Source organism: Zavarzinia aquatilis (genome assembly GCF_003173035.1).
In the GTDB taxonomy this organism is placed as follows: Bacteria; Pseudomonadota; Alphaproteobacteria; order Zavarziniales; family Zavarziniaceae; genus Zavarzinia; species Zavarzinia aquatilis.
This window is the reverse complement of the sequence record NZ_QGLE01000006.1, coordinates 193,329-214,797: the sequence shown is the minus strand read 5'-3', so window position 1 is coordinate 214,797 and position 21,469 is coordinate 193,329. Positions and strand designations below refer to the sequence as shown.

The 21,469-nt window shown below is 67.7% G+C and carries 19 protein-coding genes; 10 read left to right on the top strand and 9 right to left on the bottom strand.

Annotation, left to right across the window (positions count from 1 at the left end):
* Nucleotides 1-65: 65 nt before the first annotated feature.
* Entirely contained in the window at nucleotides 66-482 is a 417-nt protein-coding gene (locus DKG74_RS12325) for an ester cyclase (protein WP_109906165.1), read from the bottom strand.
* Between the two features lie 130 nt (nucleotides 483-612).
* On the opposite strand from DKG74_RS12325, the gene chrA reads away from it, so the two are divergent.
* Nucleotides 613-1,878 (top strand): chromate efflux transporter, encoded by a 1,266-nt coding sequence (gene chrA, locus DKG74_RS12320; RefSeq protein ID WP_109906163.1) that lies wholly within the window; start codon nucleotides 613-615, stop codon nucleotides 1,876-1,878.
* A gap of 42 nt (nucleotides 1,879-1,920) precedes the next feature.
* On the opposite strand, the gene DKG74_RS12315 is transcribed toward chrA, so the two are convergent.
* A complete protein-coding gene (locus tag DKG74_RS12315; protein WP_109906312.1) occupies nucleotides 1,921-3,813 on the bottom strand; it encodes a propionyl-CoA synthetase in 1,893 nt (630 codons plus the stop codon).
* Between the two features lie 211 nt (nucleotides 3,814-4,024).
* Between DKG74_RS12315 and DKG74_RS12310 the strand changes: the two genes are divergently transcribed.
* The 4 genes from DKG74_RS12310 (at nucleotide 4,025) to DKG74_RS12295 (ending at nucleotide 9,490) form a co-directional block, all read left to right on the top strand.
* A complete protein-coding gene (locus DKG74_RS12310) occupies nucleotides 4,025-5,656 on the top strand; it encodes a methyl-accepting chemotaxis protein (RefSeq protein ID WP_109906161.1) in 1,632 nt (543 codons plus the stop codon).
* 111 nt (nucleotides 5,657-5,767) lie between these two features.
* Nucleotides 5,768-7,078, top strand: coding sequence for a hemolysin family protein (locus tag DKG74_RS12305; protein WP_109906159.1), 1,311 nt, complete (start codon nucleotides 5,768-5,770; stop codon nucleotides 7,076-7,078).
* 76 nt (nucleotides 7,079-7,154) lie between these two features.
* Nucleotides 7,155-7,784 carry a YjbE family putative metal transport protein gene (locus tag DKG74_RS12300; protein ID WP_207779339.1) on the top strand — a complete coding sequence of 210 codons (630 nt, stop codon included), beginning with the start codon at nucleotides 7,155-7,157 and terminating at the stop codon, nucleotides 7,782-7,784.
* 74 nt (nucleotides 7,785-7,858) lie between these two features.
* Entirely contained in the window at nucleotides 7,859-9,490 is a 1,632-nt protein-coding gene (locus DKG74_RS12295) for an acyl-CoA synthetase (RefSeq protein WP_109906157.1), read from the top strand.
* A gap of 65 nt (nucleotides 9,491-9,555) precedes the next feature.
* Here DKG74_RS12295 and DKG74_RS12290 read toward each other — a convergent pair whose 3' ends face one another.
* The 5 genes from DKG74_RS12290 to DKG74_RS21775 all read right to left on the bottom strand — a co-directional run bounded on the left by DKG74_RS12290 (nucleotide 9,556) and on the right by DKG74_RS21775 (nucleotide 16,671).
* Nucleotides 9,556-11,874, bottom strand: a complete 2,319-nt coding sequence (locus DKG74_RS12290) for a calcium-binding protein (protein WP_109906155.1) — start codon at nucleotides 11,872-11,874, stop codon at nucleotides 9,556-9,558.
* Between the two features lie 203 nt (nucleotides 11,875-12,077).
* Nucleotides 12,078-14,006: a PAS domain-containing sensor histidine kinase gene (locus DKG74_RS12285; protein ID WP_109906153.1), complete on the bottom strand. Its 1,929-nt coding sequence runs from the start codon at nucleotides 14,004-14,006 to the stop codon at nucleotides 12,078-12,080.
* 128 nt (nucleotides 14,007-14,134) lie between these two features.
* Entirely contained in the window at nucleotides 14,135-14,764 is a 630-nt protein-coding gene (locus DKG74_RS12280; RefSeq protein ID WP_109906151.1) for a GcrA family cell cycle regulator, read from the bottom strand.
* A 48-nt stretch (nucleotides 14,765-14,812) separates the two neighbouring features.
* The gene (bioD, locus tag DKG74_RS21780) at nucleotides 14,813-15,526 is read right to left on the bottom strand and encodes a dethiobiotin synthase (RefSeq protein WP_165837656.1); all 714 of its coding nucleotides are present in this window, start codon (nucleotides 15,524-15,526) and stop codon (nucleotides 14,813-14,815) included.
* Nucleotides 15,523-16,671, bottom strand: coding sequence for an aminotransferase class I/II-fold pyridoxal phosphate-dependent enzyme (locus DKG74_RS21775; protein WP_165837655.1), 1,149 nt, complete (start codon nucleotides 16,669-16,671; stop codon nucleotides 15,523-15,525). Before DKG74_RS21775 ends, bioD begins: the two co-directional genes overlap by 4 nt.
* Nucleotides 16,672-16,863: 192 nt before the next feature.
* Between DKG74_RS21775 and bioB the strand changes: the two genes are divergently transcribed.
* Together bioB and DKG74_RS12265 are read left to right on the top strand one after the other, a co-directional pair.
* Nucleotides 16,864-17,895: a biotin synthase BioB gene (bioB, locus tag DKG74_RS12270; protein WP_109906147.1), complete on the top strand. Its 1,032-nt coding sequence runs from the start codon at nucleotides 16,864-16,866 to the stop codon at nucleotides 17,893-17,895.
* A 4-nt stretch (nucleotides 17,896-17,899) separates the two neighbouring features.
* Nucleotides 17,900-19,168: an adenosylmethionine--8-amino-7-oxononanoate transaminase gene (locus DKG74_RS12265; RefSeq protein ID WP_109906145.1), complete on the top strand. Its 1,269-nt coding sequence runs from the start codon at nucleotides 17,900-17,902 to the stop codon at nucleotides 19,166-19,168.
* Here the strand turns inward: DKG74_RS12265 and DKG74_RS12260 are convergent, their stop codons facing one another.
* Together DKG74_RS12260 and DKG74_RS12255 are read right to left on the bottom strand one after the other, a co-directional pair.
* A complete protein-coding gene (locus tag DKG74_RS12260; protein ID WP_109906143.1) occupies nucleotides 19,169-19,927 on the bottom strand; it encodes a TSUP family transporter in 759 nt (252 codons plus the stop codon).
* 6 nt (nucleotides 19,928-19,933) lie between these two features.
* Nucleotides 19,934-20,206 (bottom strand): hypothetical protein, encoded by a 273-nt coding sequence (locus DKG74_RS12255; RefSeq protein ID WP_109906141.1) that lies wholly within the window; start codon nucleotides 20,204-20,206, stop codon nucleotides 19,934-19,936.
* Nucleotides 20,207-20,310: 104 nt separating this feature from the next.
* Between DKG74_RS12255 and DKG74_RS12250 the strand changes: the two genes are divergently transcribed.
* From DKG74_RS12250 to DKG74_RS12240, 3 genes are all read left to right on the top strand, one after another.
* The gene (locus DKG74_RS12250; protein WP_109906139.1) at nucleotides 20,311-20,604 is read left to right on the top strand and encodes a hypothetical protein; all 294 of its coding nucleotides are present in this window, start codon (nucleotides 20,311-20,313) and stop codon (nucleotides 20,602-20,604) included.
* A 108-nt stretch (nucleotides 20,605-20,712) separates the two neighbouring features.
* Nucleotides 20,713-20,991, top strand: coding sequence for an acyl carrier protein (locus DKG74_RS12245; RefSeq protein WP_109906137.1), 279 nt, complete (start codon nucleotides 20,713-20,715; stop codon nucleotides 20,989-20,991).
* Between the two features lie 14 nt (nucleotides 20,992-21,005).
* Entirely contained in the window at nucleotides 21,006-21,467 is a 462-nt protein-coding gene (locus DKG74_RS12240) for a 3-hydroxyacyl-ACP dehydratase FabZ family protein (RefSeq protein ID WP_109906135.1), read from the top strand.
* The last annotated feature ends 2 nt before the right edge of the window (nucleotides 21,468-21,469 follow it).

The following is a 21,469-nucleotide window of genomic DNA, read 5'->3' as shown; positions in this document are numbered from 1 at the left end:
ACAAATAAGGGGACGCTATATCTAATTGATCCCCGAATTGATGGCGGCGACGGAGACCGCGTTCCCTAGAGGAAGCCGATCTGGCGCATCAGGCTGGGCTGGTCGAGCATGCCCCAGCGTTCCTTGATGCGGCCGCTCGTCTCCTCGACCTTCCAGATGAAGGTGCCGGTCACGTCGATGCGGACGCCGGTCGGCAGGATGCCGCGGAAGGTGCCGCGATGGGTGCCGCGGAAGCGGCTGCGCACCGCCACCCGGTCTTCCTCCGCAACCATGTCGAGGATTTTCACCTGGAGGTCGGGGAAGGCGGCGTGAAGGCCGGCGATCTGCGCCTTCAATCCGCGCGGGCCGCGCACGGCCTCCCCCGGCGAGGTGTGGTCGACGAAATCGGGGGCGACCTGGGCGTCGATCGCGCTCGGGTCGTAGCCGTTGATGGTGGCTTGATAATGGGCGCGGATCAGCGCCTTCAGGCTCTGCGAATCCATGGCTGGACGATCCTCCCTGTCTTGTCTTGATTATCGCTGCGGGATCGAAAGCTGCGGCCATGATCGCATCTGTCACACTTCTGCGCTATCCCGTTCCGTGTTCCTTTATGACGATCCGGTTTCCCCTCGCATGACCGAGCCCGTGGCTCCCCCCTCCCCTCCCGGCCTGGGCGGCCTGGCCCGGCTGTTCGCCCGCATCGGCCTCATTTCCTTCGGCGGGGTCGCCGGGCAGCTCGCGCTGATGCATGACGAGGTGGTGGCGCGCCGGCGCTGGCTGGACGAGGCGACGTATCTGCGCGCGCTGAATTTCTGCATGTTGCTGCCGGGGCCGGAGGCGCAGCAATTGGCGACCTTCGTCGGCTGGCGGCTGGCCGGCTGGCGCGGCGCGGCGATCACCGGCACGCTGTTCGTGCTCCCGGGCGCCCTCGTCATGGCGCTGCTGGCCTATATCGCCGCCGCCCATGGCGAGGCGCCGCTGGTCGCCGGTCTGTTCGCCGGGGTGAAGCCGGTCGTCGTCGGCATCGTCGCCGCCGCGCTGTGGCGCCTCGGCCGGCGGGCCCTGAACACCACGGGCGCGCTGCTGGTCGCGCTCGGCGCCCTCCTCGCGTTGCAGCTGCTGCAGGCGCCCTTTCCCCTTGTCGTCATCGGCGCCGGATTGATCGGGCTCTTCGCCGGAAGGCGCGAGGCGGCCCCGGCCGGGGCCGTGCCGATCACGCGGGGCGGCCTTGTTCGTCAGGGCGCGCGGGTGCTGCGGCTGGCGGTGCTGTTCCTGCTGCTGTGGGCGGTGCCGGTGCTGCTGGCGATCTGGCTGGCTGGCGGCGGCATTTTTCCGGCGCTGACCGCGCTGTTCACCAAATCGGCCTTCGTCACCTTCGGCGGTGCCTATGCGGTGCTGCCCTATATCGCCGATCAGGCGGTCGCCCTGCACGGCTGGCTGTCGGCGGGCGAGATGGTCGACGGCCTCGCCCTCGCAGAGACGACGCCGGGGCCGACCATCCTCGTCCTCGAATATGTCGGCTTCCTTGCCGCCTTCAAGCAGCCGGGCGCCCTCGATCCGCTGGTCGCCGGCCTGCTGGGGGCCGGGCTCGTCACCTATGTGACCTTCCTGCCCAGTTTCCTGTTCATTCTGGCCGGCGCGCCGCTGGTCGAACATCTGGCGCGGGCGCCCGCCGCAGCGGCGGCCCTGACGGCGATCACCGCCGCCGTGGTCGGCGTCATGGCCAATCTCGCGCTGTTCTTCGGGGAGGCGGTGTTGCTGCCCGGCGGGCAGCCGGCCTGGGGTCCGCTGGTCGTGGCGCTGGCCAGCATGGCGGCGCTGCTGCGCTTCAATCTCGCCACCCACGGACTGGTGCTGGCTGGCGCCGCCGTCGGGGCGGCGCTGACCGTGATGACTTGAGCGGGCGGCTCCCACACGGGGGAAAGCCGCCCGTCCGAGAGTTTAGGCCGCGCCTTTTTCCGATTTGGCGTAGCCGATGTTGCGCAGCGATTCCGCGATCTCGTCGAGGATGATCGGATCGTCGATGGTCGCCGGCATCGACCACTGCTCGCTGTCCGCGATCTTGCGCATGGTGCCGCGCAGGATCTTGCCCGACCGGGTCTTGGGCAGGCGCTTGACGACGGTCACCGTCTTGAATGCGGCGACGGGGCCGATCTTGTCGCGCACCAGACGGACCAGTTCCTTCTCGATCTCCTCGTCCGGGCGGTTCACGCCCGCCTTCAGCACGACGAAGCCGACCGGCACCTGACCCTTCAGCTGGTCGGCGGCGCCGATCACGGCGCATTCGGCGACGTCCGGGTGATAGGACAGCACTTCTTCCATGCCGCCCGTGGACAGGCGATGGCCGGCGACATTGATGATGTCGTCGGTCCGGCTCATGACGTAGATGTAACCATCCTCGTCGATGTAACCGGCGTCGCCCGTCTTGTAGTAGCCGGGGAAGTCCTGGAGGTAGGAACGGATGAAGCCGTCGTCGTTCTGCCACAGGGTGGGCAGGGCGCCCGGCGCCAGCGGCAGCTTGACGACGATGGAGCCGATGTCGCCGCGCTTCACCTCGTTGTTGTCATTGTCGAGCACGCGGATGTCGTAACCCGGCACGGCGCAGGTCGGCGAGCCGTATTTCACCGGCAGCAGCTCGACGCCGACCATGTTGGCGGCCATCGGCCAGCCGGACTCGGTCTGCCACCAATGGTCGATCACCGGCACCTTCACCTTGTCCTCGGCCCACTGGATGGTGTCCGGGTCGGCGCGCTCGCCGGCCAGGAACAGGGTGCGCAGGCAGGAAATGTCGTAATCCGCCAGCAGCTTGCCCTCCGGGTCTTCCTTCTTGATGGCGCGGAAGGCGGTCGGGGCGCAGAACTGGGTGCGGACGTTATATTCCTCGATCACGCGCCAGAAGGCGCCGGCATCGGGCGTGCCCACCGGCTTGCCTTCATAGAGGATGGTGGTCGCGCCGATCAGCAGCGGACCATAGGTGATGTAGGAATGGCCGACGACCCAGCCCACGTCCGAGGCCGCCCAGAACACTTCGCCCGGGGCCGCGCCATAGATGTTCTTCATCGACCACGCGAGGGCCACCATGTGACCGGCGTTGTCGCGGACGACGCCCTTCGGAATGCCCGTGGTGCCAGAAGTATAGAGGACATAGAGCGGATCGGTCGAGGCGACGGGCACGCAGTCGGCGGGCGCCGTGCCGGGCACGACCTTGCCCCAGTCGAAATCGCGACCCTCGACCAGCGATGCCGCCAGCATCGGGCGCTGCCAGATCAGGGTGAATTCCGGCTTGAAGCTGGCGAGCTCGATCGCCTCGTCGAGCAGCGGCTTGTAGGCGACGGTGCGGCCCGGCTCGACGCCGCAGGAGGCGGAAATGATCGCCTTCGGCTTCGCGTCATTGATGCGGGTCGCCAGTTCCTTGGCGGCGAAACCGCCGAAGACGACGGAATGGATGGCACCCAGCCGGGCGCAGGCCAGCATGGCGAACAGCGCCTCGGGCACCATCGGCATGTAGACGATGACCCGGTCACCGGCGACGACGCCCCTGTCCCGCAGCCAGCCGGCGAGTTCGGCGACCTTGTCGCGCAGCTCGCGATAGGTGTAGCGGGTCTTGGTCCCGGTCACCGGGCTGTCGTAGATCAGCGCGTCCTGATCGGCGCGGCCGCCCTCGACATGGCGGTCGAGGCAGTTCCAGGCGGTATTGACCTTGCCACCGGGAAACCAGCTGTAAAGCGGCTTGCGGCTGTCGTCGAGGATCGCCTTCGGCGCCTCGATCCAGTCGATCGCCTTCGCCGCCTCGGCCCAGAAGCCCTCAGGATCGGCCTGCCAACGTGCGTACATCTCGGAATAGGCGCCCACGGCTTTCCCCCCGTTTTCCGGTCATCGTTCTCTATTGCGGCGAATTCAGCAAAATGCGGGGCCGGAATGCAACGTCCAATCCGCCGATACCCATCCCACTTTGGTCGCAGGGGCAGCGGCTGTCGCTGTTTCCGTTAACGTCATGTTAGCGATCTGCAAACAGCATCATCGGGTCCCGAGCCGGAGGCGCGTCATGTTTGGTTTGCGATCGAAAGCCAGGTCTTCCCTGACGCTGGTCGAGGCACCGAGTGCCGTGCCGTCCCCGCAACCCGGCGAGGACACCCGCGGACGCGCGATCGAGGCGGCACTCGGCCGCTCCCTCGCCGTCATCGAATTCGACCCCGAAGGCATGATCCTCGACGCCAACGAAAATTTCCTGGCGGTCATGGGCTACCGCATCGAAGACATCCGGGGGCAGCATCATTCGATCTTCGTCCCGCCCGCGGATCGCACTTCAGCCGCCTATCTCGCCTTCTGGGCCAAGCTGCGCCGTGGCGAACACGACAGCGGGCAATACAAGCGCCTCGCCAAGGGCGACCGCGAGGTCTGGATCCAGGCGACCTACAACCCCATCCTCGACGCTTCGGGCCGCCCCGTCCGGGTAATGAAATTCGCGACCGACATCACCGCCGAGAAACTGCGCACGGCCAATTTCGAGGGCCAGCTCGAAGCGATCAACAAGTCGCAGGCGGTGATCGAGTTCGACCTCGGCGGCAAGATCCTGACGGCGAATCCGAATTTTCTCGCCGCCATCGGCTATCGGCTGGACGAGATCGCGGGGCGCCACCATTCGATCTTCCTCGCCCCCGGCGAGGCGGAGCAGCCCGAATACCGGGCCTTCTGGGCCAAGCTGCGGCGGGGCGAATACGACAGCGGCCGCTATCGGCGAATCGGCAAGAACGGACGCGAGGTCTGGATTCAGGCCAGCTACAACCCGATCCTCGATCTGAACGGTCAGCCCTGCAAGGTCGTGAAATTCGCGACCGACATCACCGATCAGATCGCCCTGGCGCTCAAGATGCGCAGCGCGGCCGAAATCGTCGCGCGCGCCGCGACCGACATGCGCGCGACCTCCGAAGAGATCGCGGCGACGGCCGAGGAAACGACCCGTCAGGCCCTGGCGGTTTCGACGGCCGCCGCCACGGCGTCGAACAATGTCGAGACCGTGGCCGCGGCGGGCGAGGAAATGACCTCCTCCATCCACGAGATCGCGCGTCAGGTGGTCGAATCGGCCGCGATTTCGAGCAAGGCCGTGGCGGAGGCGGATAGCACAACCCGGGCCATGACCGAGTTGAAGCTGATGGCCCTGAAGATCGGCGACGTGATCAAGCTGATCAGCGATATCGCCAGCCAGACCAACCTTCTCGCGCTCAACGCGACGATCGAGGCCGCCCGTTCGGGCGAAGCGGGCAAGGGTTTCGCCGTCGTCGCCTCGGAAGTGAAGATCCTCGCCAACCAGACTGCCAAGGCGACCGAGGACATCGCCGCCCAGATCGGCGCCATGCAGCAGGCGACCGCGACCTCCATGACCGCGATCACCGGCATCACCCAGACCATCGGGCGAACTTCCGAGATCAGCAACGTGATTTCCGCCGCGGTCGAGGAACAGACCGCCACCACGCAGGAGATCGCCCGTTCCGCGGCCGAGGCGGCCAGCGGCACCGGCGAGGTCGCGCGCAACATCGAGGGCGTCAACGACGCCGCCCACCAGACCGGCGCCGCCTCGGCCCGCATGGTCACCGCCGCCAACGCCCTCGCGATCGAGGCCGACGCGATGAAGGACGACCTGCTGATTTATCTGCGCCGACTCGGGGTGAACGCCTGACCGCCGGACCCGACCGGGCAACCGCTCGCGAATGACGCAGGCTCACCGTCGATTCGGCGGGTGCGAAATTCCGCGACTGTGGTATGGTCACGGACGTTTTCACGTCCGCCGATGATCATCGACCTTACCATTCTTGTCCTGCTTGTCCTGCTGAACGCCTTTCTGGTGATGGCAGAACTGGCCGTCGTCGCCGCCAAGCGCGCACGGCTGAAGCGGGCGGCCGACGCCGGCAGCGAGTCTGCCCGCGTCGCCCTCGAACTCGCGGCCGATCCCGGCCGCTTCCTGTCAACCGTGCAGATCGGCATCACCGCCATCGGTACCCTGTCGGGTGCCTTCGGCGGTCAGGCGCTGGTCGGCCCGCTCAGCGCCGCGCTGTCCGACGTCGAGCCTCTCGCGCCCTATGCCGACACGATCGCCATCGCGATCATCGTCGCCGGCCTCACCTATGTGACGCTGATCCTCGGCGAACTGGTGCCCAAGCGCCTCGCCCTCGCCCAGGCGGAGGGCATCGCGACCTTCGTCGCCCGGCCCTTGCGCTGGCTCTCGATCGGCGCGGCGCCCTTCGTCGGCCTGATCACCGGATCGACCAATCTCGTGCTGAAGCTGCTGCCCAAGGGCAGCAAGGAGCCCGAGGTGACGGACGAGGAAGTGCGCGTCCTGATGCAGGAGGGCGCCGCCGCCGGCCATTTCCAGGAAGCCGAACGCGCCATCGTCGAAATGACCCTGCGCCTTGGCGACCGCAACGTCGACGCGCTGATGACGCCGCGCACCCAGATCGAGTGGCTGGACGTGAGCGATCCGCCCAAGCGGACCTGGCAGAAGATCGCCGACAGCAACTATTCCCGCTTCCCGGTGAAGAAGGGCACGACCAAGACCGTGCTCGGCTTCGTTCAGGTGAAGGATTTGTTCGCGCAGGCACAGGTCTTCGCCGGCAAGCCGCCGGATATCGCCGCCGCGATCCATTCGGCGCTTTATATCCCCGAGACGACGCCCGCCCTGAAGGCGCTGGAGGCGTTCCGGGCCAGCGGCAGCCCCATCGCCCTCATCGTCGACGAATATGGCGACATCCAGGGCCTCGTCACCCTGACCGACCTCCTGGAAGCCCTGATCGGCGAGCTCGAGGAAGCGGATACGCCGGAAGACGAACGCTCGGTCGTCCAGCGCGAGGACGGCTCCTATCTGATCGACGGCGGCTATGCCCTCGACCGGCTGTGGGATCTGCTCGCCATGCCGGAATTCCAGGATTCGGAAGCGGACTTCAACACGCTGGGCGGGTTGTCCATGCACCGGCTGAAACGGATTCCGGCGGCCGGCGACGTCTTCACCCTGGGCCGCTATCGGTTCGAGGTGGTCGACATGGACGGCCGCCGGGTCGACAAGGTCCTGGTCAGCGAAGTGACGCCGGATTCCGGCGAAACCTGATCGCCACCGTCCTGTTATCCTGCGTATCGCGGCTCCGCCCGTCCCCGGCGGCGGGCCGGCATTCATAGGTGTTCCCGTGGATATCAACCTGATCACCGAGCAATTGGTCGCCCTCGGCGGCATCGTCCTCGTCGACCTCGTGATGGCCGGCGACAATGCGATCGTCATCGGCATCGCCGCGTCCTCGGTACCGGCGCAGATCCGCAGCAAGGTGATCCTCTGGGGTCTCGCCGGCGCCATGGTCATGCGCATCGGCTTCGCCGCCGCGACGACCCAGCTGATGGGCCTGATCGGCCTGACCCTGGCCGGCGGGCTGCTCCTGCTCTGGGTCTCGTGGAAGATGTGGCGCGAGATCGAGATGCAGCGCCGCGCCGCCAAATCCGGCCAAGAGGAGGAGGAGGAATTCGTTCCCGGCTCCAAGGCGCCGACGACCTTCCGCGGCGCCGTCGGCCAGATCATCCTGGCCGATGTCTCGATGTCGCTCGACAATGTCCTCGCCGTCGCCGGCATCGCGCAGCATCACATGTGGGTGCTCGTCGTCGGCCTCGTCCTGTCCATCGCCCTGATGGGCGCGGCGGCCTCGCTGGTCGCCTCGCTGCTCAAGCGTTATCACTGGATCGCCTATGTCGGGCTCGCGATTGTGGCTTATGTCGCAGTGGACATGATCTACCGAGGGACGCTACAGGTCGTGGAGGCAGCCACCTGACCACAAGGGCGGCGCCGGTATCGTTCGAGAGGGCCAGTCTCGAAACCAACAAAAATTCCTCGGCGGGGGCCGATATGACCAGACAGAACCCTTACGAAACCGATCTCGACAAGAATGCCGCCAACTATGTCCCGCTCAGCCCCATCGGCTTTCTCGAGCGGGCGGCGGCGATCTATCCGCGGCGGACGGCGATCATTCACGGGGATCTGACGATCTCCTACGCCGAAGCCTATGCCCGCGCCCGCCGCCTCGCCTCGGCGCTGGCGGCGCGGGGGATCGGTCTTGGCGATACGGTCTCGGTCATGGCACCGAACATCCCGCCGGTGCTCGACGCCCATTTCGGCGTGCCGATGACGGGCGCCGTGCTCAATACGCTGAACATCCGGCTCGATGCCGCCAATATCGCCTTCACCCTCGACCATGCCGAGACCAAGGTGCTGATCACCGACCGGGAATTCTCCCATGTGATCAAGCAGGCGCTGGCCATGGCGAGCGTGAAGCCCATCGTCATCGACATCGACGATCCGCTCTACACCGGCAAGGGCGAGCGCCTGGGCGAAATCGAATACGACGACTTCATCGCCGGCGGCGATCCGGATTTCGCCTGGGAAGGCCCGGCCGACGAATGGCAGGCGATCAGCCTGAACTATACGTCCGGCACCACCGGCAACCCCAAGGGTGTCGTCTATCACCACCGCGGCGCCTATCTGAACGCGGTCGACAACATCGTCTCGGCCGGCATGACCGGTTCCTCGGTCTATCTCTGGACCCTGCCGATGTTCCACTGCAACGGCTGGTGCTTCACCTGGTCGCTCGCGGTCGTCGGCGGCACCCATGTCTGCCTGCGCCGGGTCGAGGCCGGGGCGATCTTCTCGTCGATCGAGAAATACAAGGTCACCCACCTGTGCGGCGCCCCCATCGTCATGGGGATGCTGATCAACGCCAGCGCCGAGGCGAAGCGGCCGCTGCCGGGCAAGGTAGAACTCTTCACCGCCGCCGCCCCGCCGCCCGCCGCCGTCATCGCGGCGATGGAGGCGAGCGGCTTCAAGATCACCCATCTCTACGGGTTGACCGAGACCTATGGCCCCTCGACCCTCTGCGCCTGGAACGAGGAATGGGATGCCCTGCCGGCCGATGAACAGGCGGCGCTGAAGGCGCGCCAGGGCGTGAAGTCGCCCCTGCTCGCCGGGCTCGAGGTGATGGACCCGGTCAGCATGACCCCGGTGCCGCGCGACGGCCTCTCCATGGGCGAGGTCATGTTCCGCGGCAACCTCGTCATGAAGGGCTACCTGAAGAACAAGGCGGCGTCGGACGAAGCCTTCGCCGGCGGCTGGTTCCATTCGGGCGACCTTGGCGTCATGCATCCGGACGGCTACATCCAGCTGCGCGACCGCTCGAAGGACATCATCATCTCGGGCGGCGAGAATATCTCGACCATCGAGGTCGAGGACGTGCTCTACAAGCACCCCAAGATCCTCGAGGCCGCCGTCGTGGCCCGTCCGGACGAGAAATGGGGCGAGACCCCTTGCGCCTTCATCTTCCTGAAGGCGGGCGAGACCATGACCGAGGAGGAGGTGATCGCCTTCTGCAAGGCCAATCTCGCCGGCTACAAGGTGCCGCGCACCATCGTCTTCGAGGAATTGCCCAAGACCTCGACCGGCAAGGTGCAGAAGTTCATCCTGCGGGATCGCGCCAAGTCGCTCTGACCGCGCAGGAGGCCATGGCCCCGCCGCCCCGGCCGATGCCGGGTCGGCGGATGCCATGAGCGCGCCTAGACGAAGGCGAAATCGCTGGCGTGCACCGCGGCGGCATTGGCGAAGGTGATCACGTCGTGGATCGCGCCATTCGCCGAATTCACCTGCCAGTGGGTGGCGTCGATCTGCACGAAGTTGCCGGCGCCATAGCCGGTGAACTGGAGCTTGTCGCCGACCGAGGCGCCGTTGCCGGTGAAATCCGTGATCGTGTCGCCATTCGCCTCGCCCGCGGCGAAGACGAAGATGTCGTTGTTGGCACCGCCGGTCAGCGTATCCGCGCCCGCGCCGCCGTTGATCGTGTCGGCGCCGCCCGCGCCGTCGATCGTGTCGGCGCCGCCGAGGCCGGACAGGCTGTTGCCGCCGTTGCCGCCCAGAATCACATTGGCCAGCGCATTGCCGGTGCCAGAGATGGCCTGGCTGGTCGCGATCACCAGGTTCTCGAACCCGTTCGCCAGCGTATAGGCGATGGTTGTCCGGACCGTGTCGATCCCGCCGCCCCCCGACTCGCTGACGGTGTCGCCGATGCTGTCGACGACATAGGTATCGTCGCCGATCCCGCCCCGCATTTCGTCGTCGCCCGAGCCGCCGTCCAGCGTGTCGTTGCCCGCCTCGCCCAGCAGGGCGTCGGCCCCCGCGCCGCCCGAGAGCGTATCGTCGCCATCGCCCCCCTTCAGCGTGTCGTCGCCGTTGCCGCCCGAGATCGTGTCGTTGCCCGCCATGCCGAACAGGCGGTTCGCGACATTGTTGCCGGTCATCGTGTTGTCAAGCGCGTTGCCCGTGCCGGTAGTCGTCGCGCTGCCGTCCTGGATCAGCTTCTCGACCCCGTCGGCCAGGGTATAGGTCACCGTGGTCCGCACCGTGTCGATGCCACCGCCTGAAGTCTCGTCGACCACGTCGCCGGCATTGTCGACGACATAGAGGTCGTCGCCATTGCCGCCCACCATCGTGTCGGCGCCGCGCCCGCCCGACAGCGTGTCGTTGCCGTCGGCGCCGGTGATCGTGTTGGCCAGGGTATTGCCCGTGCCGGTGAAGCCCGCGCCGCTGTTCCAATAGCCCGTATAGGTCAGATTCTCGACATTCTTCGGCAAGGTGTAGGTGTCGAGGTCGCTGAACACCGTGTCGAGGCCGGCATTGGCGGCCTCGATCACGACATCGCCGGCATCGTCCACCGTATAGGTGTCGTCACCCGTGCCGCCGGCCATGCTGTCGGCCCCGGCGCCGCCGTCGAGCCAGTCGCCGTCGGCACCGCCCGAGAGGATGTCGTTGCCTCCCTGGCCATAGAGATCCTGGGCACCGACGCCGCCGGTCAGCACGTCATCGCCCTCGCCCGCCATCACCATGTTCAGGATCGCGCCCCCGGTGATGCGGTCGGCATGGCCGGTGCCGAGCAGCGAGACATGTTCGATGTTGATGAAGGTCGTGCCATCGCTCGCCGTGACCAGCACGGCGGCCCCCGGCGACAGGTCCAGGGTCAGGCCGCTGGTCAGGTCGCCGCGGTCGATCATGGCCGCGTCCTCGTCGGCGCCGCCGTCGAGATGATCGACGCCATGCCCGGCCTCGAAATAATCCTGACCGGCACCCCCCGACAGCGTGTCGTCGCCATCGCCCGAAATGAAGATGTCCTGTTCCGAGCCGCCCAGGATGCGGTCATCGCCCGATCCGGTGAAGATCAGCAGATATTCGAGGCTGACCAGGGTCGAGCCGTCGTTGGCGGTCGCCATCACGCTGGGCCCAGCCGACAGGTCGATCTCGAAGGCCGTGGTCAGGTCGGAGCGATCGACGAAGCCTTCGTCATCACCGGCGCCGCCGTCGAGGTGGGCGATGCCGAGACCGGAATCGAGGTAGTCGTGATCATCACCGCCATACAGCCAGTCCTCGCCGTCCATGCCGTGCAGATATTGCGTGCCGGCGCCGCCGATCAGCGTGTCGTCGCCCGTCCCGCCATAGGCGCGGTCCCAGCCCGTGTAGTTGCCGCTGGAATCCCCGGTGTAGATCGTGTCGTTGCCCGCGCCGCCGTCGATCTCGTCGTCATCCGCGCCGCCCGTGATCGTGTCGTCGCCCCCCTCACCGAACAGGTGATTCTGGCCATAGGCGCCATCGGGACCGCCGGAGATTGAATCCTTGCCGTCGCCGCCATAGATCGTGTCGCTGCCGTTCTGGCCCTGCAGGTTGTCGTTGCCGCCACCGCCGTAGATCACGTCGTCGCCGTCGCCGCCCAGAATGCGGTCATTGCCCGTGTCCGTATCCGGACTGCCGTCGGGATAGCCGTAGAGCAGGTCGTCTTCCGTGGTCCCGGTGATCCGGTCCACGCCATTGGTGCCGAAAATGATCGCCATTCCGCTCTCCTGTCAGATCGGCGGAGGGCGCGCGGCCACCCGCCCCGATATCCTCGGATTTACCGAAGATTGCCGGCGTTATTTTTCGTATTTTATTGAAAATGGCGCCCCATCGCATTGACGCAGCTCAAGGGAGCGCGCCGAAAAGGGGCAATCGCCCGCGCGTGCGGCTGTCCGCGTCGGCCGCGTCCACGAACGCGGGGTCAGGCGGCTTCGAGAATGGCGTCCATGGCCTGGCGCAGGCGGGCGGTTTCGGTGGCCAGACGCTCGAGAGTGCGGGTGGCGAACAGCCAGTCGCCATTGCCGATGGCGAGACGGCAGGGTCCGAGGGCCGAGAGCAGGGGCCGTGCCTCGATATCCTTCGCCTGCCCCGCAAGGACATGGAGGATGTCGAGGGCGCGGTCGGCATCGCGGACATCGACCGCGGCGGCCAGATCGGCCTCGAGCTGATCGAGGGTTTCGGCGAAGACGGCGAGCACGGCCGCGAGGTCGAGATCGTCGGCGAGATCGAGGCGGGCCTTCAGCCCGGGCACGTCGATCGGCGGCAGGGCCGGCGCGCCGTCGTCATCGCCGCCCGACAGGAGATCGACGAGCTGGCCGAGGCTGACTGGCCGGGCCATGACACGATCCATGCCGGCGGTTCGCGCTTCGTCGGACGCCGGCCCCTGGGCCTGTTCCGCCATGCCGACGACATGGCCGCGCGGCAGGCCGTGGGCTTCCTCGTGCGTGCGCAGGCCGCGCACGAAGTCCGCGCCCGAGACGACGGGCAGATCGAAATCGGCGAGCACGAGATCGTAGGGCGTTTCCGACGTCGCGAGAATCAGCGCCTGCGCGCCGTTGGCGACAATGTCCACCCGGGCCCCGAGGGCCTGCAGTTGGCGAGCGAGGGTGGCGCGTTCATCGGCGTCGGCACTGGCGACCAGAACGCGAAGCCGGGCGACCGGACCGCCGGTGGCGGCAGGCGGAGGCGGAGGCGCTATCGGCTCGACCTGGGCTCCGGCGCGCAGGGCGTGACGCCATTCCACCGCCGGCCGCCGGTGGGTGGCCGCGACGCCGGGCGCCGGCAAGGCGACCCGGCGGGTGGACCCACCGCTTTCCAGCGCCTCGGTCTCGACCACGGCACCGAGGGTCGCGGCGAGCCTCTCGGCGAGGTCGGGCAGCAGCCCGTCCGCCGGGGCCGCCGCGCCGCTGTCATGCACCGACAGCCAGAGCAGGTCGTCGCCGCCTTCGAGGGTGAGGGCGATGCCGCCCTGATCGGTCTCGCGCAGGGCTTGCTCGATCAGGCAGGTGACCAGCTGGCGCAGGTGGGGGATGTCGATGTCGATCGCGAAGGGCAGGCCATCGCTACGCGTCGCCTCGAAATGCAGGCCTCGCCGGCTGGCTTCCCCCGAGAACTGCAGCCTGATGTCGTCGAGGAAATCGTCGAGCGAGAGCGGTGTCGCCGCGCCGCTGATCGAGGCCCCGGCATCCATGCGAGCGATATCGGGCAACCAGTCGACGAAGTCGCCGAGGCTACGAACGGCGCGCAACGCGCCCGCGATCAGGGGTCGCTGCTCCGGGCCGGGCTGCTGGCGCTCCAGCAGTTCGAGACCGGCGAGGATCGCGCCAAGCGGCCGGGAAATCTCGCGGCTGACGGCACCGATGAAATCCGCCCGCCCGGCCATGGCCCGTTCGGCCCGGGCGAGGGCTTCGATCCGCTCTTCCTCGAGACGGCGACGGCGCGTGATGTCGCGCTGGAACGAGACGAAGAACAGCTGGCCGCTGTCCGGGTCGATGACCGGAACGATGTCCATGTCGACCCAGTAACGCTCGCCGTCGCGGGCGCGGTTCAGGATTTCCGTGCGGATCTTGCGCCGGTTGGCGAGGGCGGAACGGATTTCGGCCCGGGTTTCCGGGCTTGTGTCCTCGCTCTGGAACAGGCGGGGCGACTGACCGAGCATGGCCGCCAGCGGATAGCCGGTCAGCCGGCACTGCTCGTCGTTGGCGCCGACGATGCGGGGGTAGGGCGGGGCCAGGTCGCCGGCCTCGCACACCATGATGCCGTCGCCATCCTGGGCGACCAGGGTTTCGATTTCGGCGAGGCGGTGACGCAAACGCGGCGAGATGGCGGATTCGGCAATCAGCTTGGACATGCCCCCAGCCTGTCCCAGGTTCTTCAATACGAGGTTAAGGGAGGCATTTTTCCAGCTGCGGCGCAAAAGAAAACGGGGCCCGAAGGCCCCGCTCGCTCGCTCGTCCGGCGAAAGCCGGCGGCGGCCTGCTACAGCAGGCTGCGCAGCAGGCGCTCGCGTTCGCGCTCGCGATCCCGGTCGCGCTTCTCGCGCGATTTCGGCGTCGCCGCCTGATAGGCGATGCGGGCGTGATCCTGGCAATAGGGCATACCGGTCTGGGCGCGGCGACCGCAGAAATGGAAGCCGGCATCGCCCGGATCGCCCACCGGCCACTTGCACATGCGGTCGTTGATCGACAGCAGGGTGGCGCGAACCATGGGTTCCGGCTCGGCCGCGATCGGTCGGGGCGCCGCCACGGGGGCCGGGCGCGCGGGCTGCAGGCGGGGCTGCGCCACCGGGGCCGCGGCGGCCGGCGCATCGCTCGCCGACGGGGCGCCACTGACAATCCGCACCGGGCGGGGGGCCGCCGGCGCGGCGGCGCGCGGCGCTTCCGCCACGGGCTTCGTCACCACGGTCTCGACCACCGGCAGATCGGCGGCAGGGGCCGCCGGACGTTCGCTGCGCACCGGGCTCGGCCGGCCGGACAGGCCGAGGCGGTGAACCTTGCCGATCACCGCGTTGCGCGTGATGTTGCCCAGTTTGGTCGCGATCTGGCTGGCGCTCAGGCCTTGTTCCCACAGGTCGCGCAGCGTCGCGATACGCTCATCGGTCCAGGACATGGCGTGTCCTCACTCCCCAGTAAACGGTCTTGACCGCAACGATAAACACTATATCTCGGCAGGCGCTTTTGGCGCCACACCAGATGCTGACTTGTCCACAAGAAATTGTGTCAGGCGGGGGGCCTGGCCCCAAGGCTCGGCTCCGGCGAGTCGCGGCACGACACAAAGGGGCAATTCCGGCAGAAATGCGGCGATGGAGCGGGTCAGTTCGGCGATATTGCCGCCACCTTCGCTCTCGCTGATCACGATGCCGGCGATGGGCAGGCCGCGCGCGCGCAAGGTCTCGACCGCCGTATAGGTATGGGACAGCGTGCCGAGATAGCTGCCGACGACGAGCAGCGACGGCCAGCGGGTGATCGCCAGCACGTCGAGAAAGGTCTCCCGCTCGGCGACAGGGGCCATCAGCCCGCCCGCGCCCTCGACGATCAGCGTCTCCCGGCCGGCGCCGGCCCTCTGGCAGAAGCCGGCGATGTCGGCCGCGGTGACGGCCCGGCCTTCCAGCCGGGCGGCGACATCGGGCGCGACCGGGGTCTTGAAGCGCCAGGGCGCGATGGCGGCGATGGCTTCTTCGGTGACCGGCCGGCCCTGCGCCATGAGGATGCGGCCGGGATCGCTCTCGGCCGCGGTCTCGGGCTCGTAGCCGCTGACCACCGGCTTCAGCACCAGCGTGTCGGTGCCGCGCAGCTGATGGGCAAGGGCACTGGTGACCAGCGTCTTGCCGATCTCGGTGCCGCTCGAGGTGATGAAGAGGGTCCGGCTCACAGGATCTTCTCCCGCAGCAGCGCGGCGACGGCGTCGATATCCGCATCCTCGATCGCGGCCGAAAAGGCGAAGCGCAGGCGCGAGGTGCCGGCGGGCACGGTCGGCGGCCTGATGGCGGACACGAGATAGCCCGCCTCGGCCAGCACGCGCTGCGCCTCCAGCGCCCGCGTTTCGGCGCCGAGGATGATCGGCACGATCGGGCTTTCGGCCGGGGCCATGTTGAGGGCGCGGGTGAAGCGCCGGGCCTTTTCCACCGGACGGGCGATCAGCTCGGGCTCGCTCTCGATGATGTTCAGGGCCTCGATGGCGGCGCCGATGGCGGCGGGCGGCAGGCCGGTCGAATAGACGAGTGTGCGCGACCGCGTCTTCATCAGGTCGATCACCGGCTTCGAGGCGCAGAGATAGGCGCCATAGGAGCCGATGGCCTTCGACAAGGTGCCCATCTGCAGCGGCACGGCGGCGGCGCCCTCGCCAACATGGACCGAGCCCCGGCCGCCGCCGATCACGCCGATGCCATGGGCATCGTCCGACATCAGCCAGGCGTCATATTCGGCGCAAAGCTCGCCCATCGCCTTCAGGGGGGCGAGGTCGCCGTCCATCGAGAAGACACCGTCGGTGACGACGAGGACATGGGTGTAGTTGCCACGCTCGGCCGCCAGGATCTCGCGCAGGTGCGAAAGGTCGTTGTGGCGGAAAGTCAGGGCGCGGCCGGGCGCCATCTGCGCGCCCGCGTTGATGCAATTGTGGGCCAGCTCGTCGACGATGACGAGCCCGTCCCTGCCGACGAGCACCGGAATGATGCCAAGATTGGCAAGATAGCCCGAGCCGAAGACGCAGGCGGCCTCGGTCCCCTTCAGCCGGGCAAGGCGGGCTTCCAGTTCTTCGATCAGCGGGTGGTTGCCGGTCACGAGGCGCGAGGCGCCGGCCCCGGCGCCATGCTGCTCGACCGCGCGGATCGCGGCGGCCTTCACCTGCGGGTGACTGGCGAAATTCAGATAGTCGTTGCAGGAAAACGAGACCAGGCGCCGGCCGCCGCGCTCCAGCCAGGCGCCGTCCAGCCGTGCCGTGGGCACGAGCGTGCGGCGCTGGTGACGCTGGTCCAGTTCTGCGAGCTTGCCTGCGGCAAAGGCGTCGAGAGAGCGCATGATCGACACGAGTTCCTGAAAGGCGGCGCACATTGGTCCCATTGCGGGCGGGGGTCAATCCCCATCCACGAACGGGCTGTTTCCGGTCTCGCCTATTGACCTTGCCGCAAAGCCGCATAGTCTGCGGGCCAGCACACGCGGGCCGTCGCCCGCGGCGTATCGTCTCGTCGTCTGCCGAGGATAGGGTCGCCCATGACCGAATTCGCCCCCGCCCCTTCGCTTGCCGTCACCGCCGGCCGTCCCGACGGCCTGCGCCACGACTGGCGCCGCGATGAAGTCGAGGCCCTGTTCACCAAGCCCTTCGCCGACCTGATCTTCGAGGCGCAGTCGGCCCACCGCCGCTTCTTCGATCCGAACGAAGTGCAGATGTCGACGCTTCTGTCGATCAAGACCGGCGGCTGCCCCGAGGATTGCGGCTATTGCCCGCAGTCGTCGAAATTCGACACCGGCCTCAAGGCCTCGAAGTTGATGGCGGTCGGCGCCGTCCTCGAGGAAGCGAAGCGGGCCAAGGACGCGGGCGCCAGCCGCTACTGCATGGGTGCCGCCTGGCGCAGCCCCAAGGACCGCGATCTCGACCAGGTGATCGACATGATCCGCGGCGTGAAGGCCATGGGCATGGAAACCTGCGTCACCCTGGGGATGCTCGACGCCGATCAGGCCCACCGCCTGAAGGACGCCGGCCTCGACTATTACAACCACAATCTCGACACCTCGCCCGAGTTCTACCCGGAAATCATCACCACCCGGACCTATCAGGACCGGCTGGACACGCTGTCAAACGTGCGGGACGCCGGCATCAACGTCTGCTGCGGCGGCATCGTCGGCATGGGCGAGGATCTGGACGACCGCGCCGGCCTGCTGCTGACCCTGGCCAATCTGCCGGTCCATCCCGAATCCGTGCCGATCAACCTTCTCGTCAAGGTCGAGGGCACCCAGCTCGGTCAGGAAGCCGATCTCGACCCCTTCGAATTCGTTCGCACCATCGCCGTCGCCAAGATCCTGATGCCGGCTTCGATGATCCGGCTGTCGGCCGGGCGCGAGCATATGTCGGACGAGATGCAGTCGCTGTGTTTCCTCGCCGGCGCCAATTCGATCTTCATCGGCCCGAAGCTGCTGACCACCGACAATCCGGCGGCGGAAAAGGACCAGCGCCTGTTCGACAAGCTGGGCGTCCGCCCGATGCCCGCTCCCTGCGAAGCCGCGAGCATCCGCGCCGCCGAGTAAGGCGATGACGGCACAGGCCCCCGGCTGGTACGCGGCCGGCCTCGGGCACGTCTGGCTGCCCTATACCCAGATGAAGACGGTGACGCCGCCCCTGCCGGTGGCGCGCACCGAGGGCACGCGCATCCATCTCGCCGACGGGCGGGTGCTGATCGACGGCATCGCCTCGTGGTGGACCGCCTGCCACGGCTATAACCACCCGCATATCCGCGCCGCCGCCACCCGCCAGCTGGAGCAATTGCCCCACGTCATGTTCGGCGGCCTGGTGCAGGAGCCGGCGCTGACCCTCGCCCGCCGGCTCGCCGCCCTGCTGCCGGGCGACCTGTCGCGGGTATTCTTCTCGGATTCGGGCTCGGTCTCGGTCGAGATCGCCATGAAGATGGCGACCCAGTATTTCCTGAACCGGGGCGTGACCGGCAAGGGCAAGTTCCTGTCGTTCCGCCACGGCTATCATGGCGACACGATCGGCACGATGGCGGTCTGCGACCCGGACGAGGGGATGCATTCCCTCTTCACCGACCTGCTGCCGCGCCATTTCATCGCCGACCTGCCGGTCGACGACGAGAGCGCCGCCGCCTTCGACACCGTCCTCGATGCCCATGGCGACGAGATCGCCGGCATCCTGGTCGAGCCGCTGGTGCAGGGCGCGGGCGGCATGAAGTTCCACGATGCCGCGGTCTTGCGCCGGCTGCGCGCCGCCGCCGACCGGATCGGCGCCCTGCTGATCTTCGACGAGATTTTCGTCGGTTTCGGCCGCACCGGTACCATGTTCGCCTGCGAGGCAGCGGGCGTGGTGCCCGATATCGTGACCCTGTCCAAGGCCTTGACCGGCGGCACCATGGCGCTGGCCGCGACCGTGGCGACGACAAGGGTGTTCGACGCCTTCTGGGACGACCGCGCCTCCGCCGCGCTGATGCATGGGCCGACCTATATGGGCAATGCCCTCGCCTGCGCGGTCGCCAATGCTTCCCTCGACCTCTTCGAGCGGGAGCCCCGTCTCGATCAGGTGCGGGCGATCGAGGGCTGGCTGCGCGCGCGGCTGCCCCAGTGCCGGGATCTGCCCGGCGTCGTCGACGTCCGGGTGAAGGGCGCCATCGGCGTCGTCCAGCTGGACAGGATCGGCGACCTGAACGCCCTGAAGCGCGCCTTCGTCGAGGCCGGGGTCTGGGTCCGGCCCTTCGGCGACATCGTCTATCTGACCCCCGCCTTCACCGTGACCGAGGACGAGGTGGATATTCTGACCGGGGCGATCCGCAAGGTGCTGGCGGCGCGCTGATCAGCCCCAGATCAGCAGCTTCAGCGCGAGGGCGAGTGACATCACGACGAGGATCGGCCGCACGATGCGGGCGCCCGCGGTGATCACCAGATGGGCACCCACCCGCGCCCCGATCAGCTGGCCGAGCGCCATCGCCCCGCCGATCACCCAGACGACGTGCCCGCCGCCGACGAAGACGGCCAGCGAAGCGACGTTCGAGGTGAAGTTCAGCACCTTGGCATGGGCGGTCGCCCGGCGCAGCGAATAGCCGAGCAGGGCGACGAAGGCGATGGCGAAGAAGGAGCCGGTGCCCGGCCCGAAGAAGCCGTCATAGGCGCCGATGGCGCTGGCGACGACGGCGATGAAGAAGGCGTCCGAGACCCGGCGGTGGGCCTCGATATCGCCGGCCCGGGGCGACAGCAGGACATAGAGTGCGACGCCGATCAGCAGGACCGGGATCACCTCGGCAAGGGCGGAGGCGTCGATCAGCCGCACGCCCACGGTGCCGAAGACCGCGCCGCCAAAGGTCGCCGCCATATAGGGCCAGAAACGGCGCAGGTCGATCTCGCCCCGGCGGATGAAGGTGATGCTGGCGACGAGGGTGCCGAAACTGCCCTGCAGCTTGTTGGTCGCCAGCGTCTCGGCCGGCGGCACCCCGACGGCGAGCAGCATGGGCACGGTCAGAAGACCGCCGCCGCCCGCGATGGCGTCGATGCAGCCGGCGACCAGCGCGACCAGGAACAGAAGCCCCAGAATCTCAGGGCCGGCGATGAAGTCCATGATCGGTCAGAGCCTGAGCAGCCGCGCCCGCGCCGCCGCGAAGAGCGCAAGCGGCGCCAGCGTGAAATGAAGAAGGTCGGGCAGCGCCGCGCGCGCCGACTGGCGCAGGAGTACGACATCCGCGACCTCGAGCGCCAGCCCGATCAGGATGACGATGCCGATCCCGGCCAGATGGCCAAGGCCCCGGCGCAGCGCCGCGAGAACGAGGATATAGACGATCAGCCCCAGATAGATCTGCGCCGCCTCCGAGCCGCCGGGCAGCGCCTCGAACACGGCCATCCTCACGTCCCGGTACATGGCTCACTCGTCATTATCGTTAATCTTTCGCTAGGGCGGCCGCTCTATGGTGGCGGGAGAATGCCACAAACCGAGCGCCGCCGCCCATGGCTGACAAGATCCCCGCCCTGCGCCTGAACACGATCGGCCAACTGGTCGAGAACGGCTATGCCCTGCGCCTCGACTGCGTGTCCTGCGCGGAGGGCGCCGATGTCGATCTGGAAGCCCTGATCCGCCAGCTGGGCGCCGATTTCACCCTGCCCGAGCTGCGCCGCCACGCCGCCTGCCCGCGCTGCGGCGGCGCCGTCACCCTGTCCATGCGCCTCGCCGCCGCCGGCCCCAAACCCGCCGGCCACCCGATGGCGATCCGCCTGCGCCCGCCCGCGCCCCCCCGGCGCTGAAGCAAGACCGGCGGCGGCGCCATAGCCGCCCTGCGCGGACGCGATTGCAATATTGGGGCGCAGTCCTTACCTTGCGGCGAGATTTTTCGACCCCAGGGGCACACTTTCATGTCCGACACGTTTGACGCCATCGCCGATATCATCGCCGAGACCTGCAACATCGACCGCGACACCATCACGCCGGAAAGCCATTCGATCGACGACCTCGGCATCGACAGCCTCGACTTCCTCGACGTCACCTTCGCCATCGACAAGAAATTCGGCATCAAGATGCCGGTCGAAGCCTGGATGAAAGAAGTGAACGAGGGCCGTGCCTCGACCGAGGATTATTTCATCATGGCCAATCTCGCCGCCAAGATCGACGAGCTGCGCGCCGCCAAGGCCTGACCGGCCCCCCGCCCATGCGGCTCGAATATTTCCAGCTCGTCGACCGCATCGAGACGATGGACCCGCAGGCGGGCACCGTCGTCTGCCGGGCGACCGTGCCGACCGAATCGACGGTGTTCGAGGGGCATTTTCCCGGCCATCCGCTGATGCCGGGCGTCCTCCTGCTCGAATGCATGGCGCAGACCGGCGGTCACATGATCCTGGCGCGCAACAATTACGACAAGATGGCCTTCCTCGCCCAGGCGGACCGGGCGAAATTCCGCAGCTTCATCGTGCCCGGCGACGTGCTCGAGGTGCACAGCAAGCTGACCCACGAAGGCTCGGGCTATGCCGTCTGCGAGGCGCGCATCCTGAAAGACGGCAAGACGGTCGCGGATGCCGAAATCCGCTATCGCGTCGTGCCTTTCCCCTCCCCGGAACTCCGGGAAAAAATGCTGGAGTTCGTGCGCTCGGTCGGCCACACCGGCATCGCCTGAGC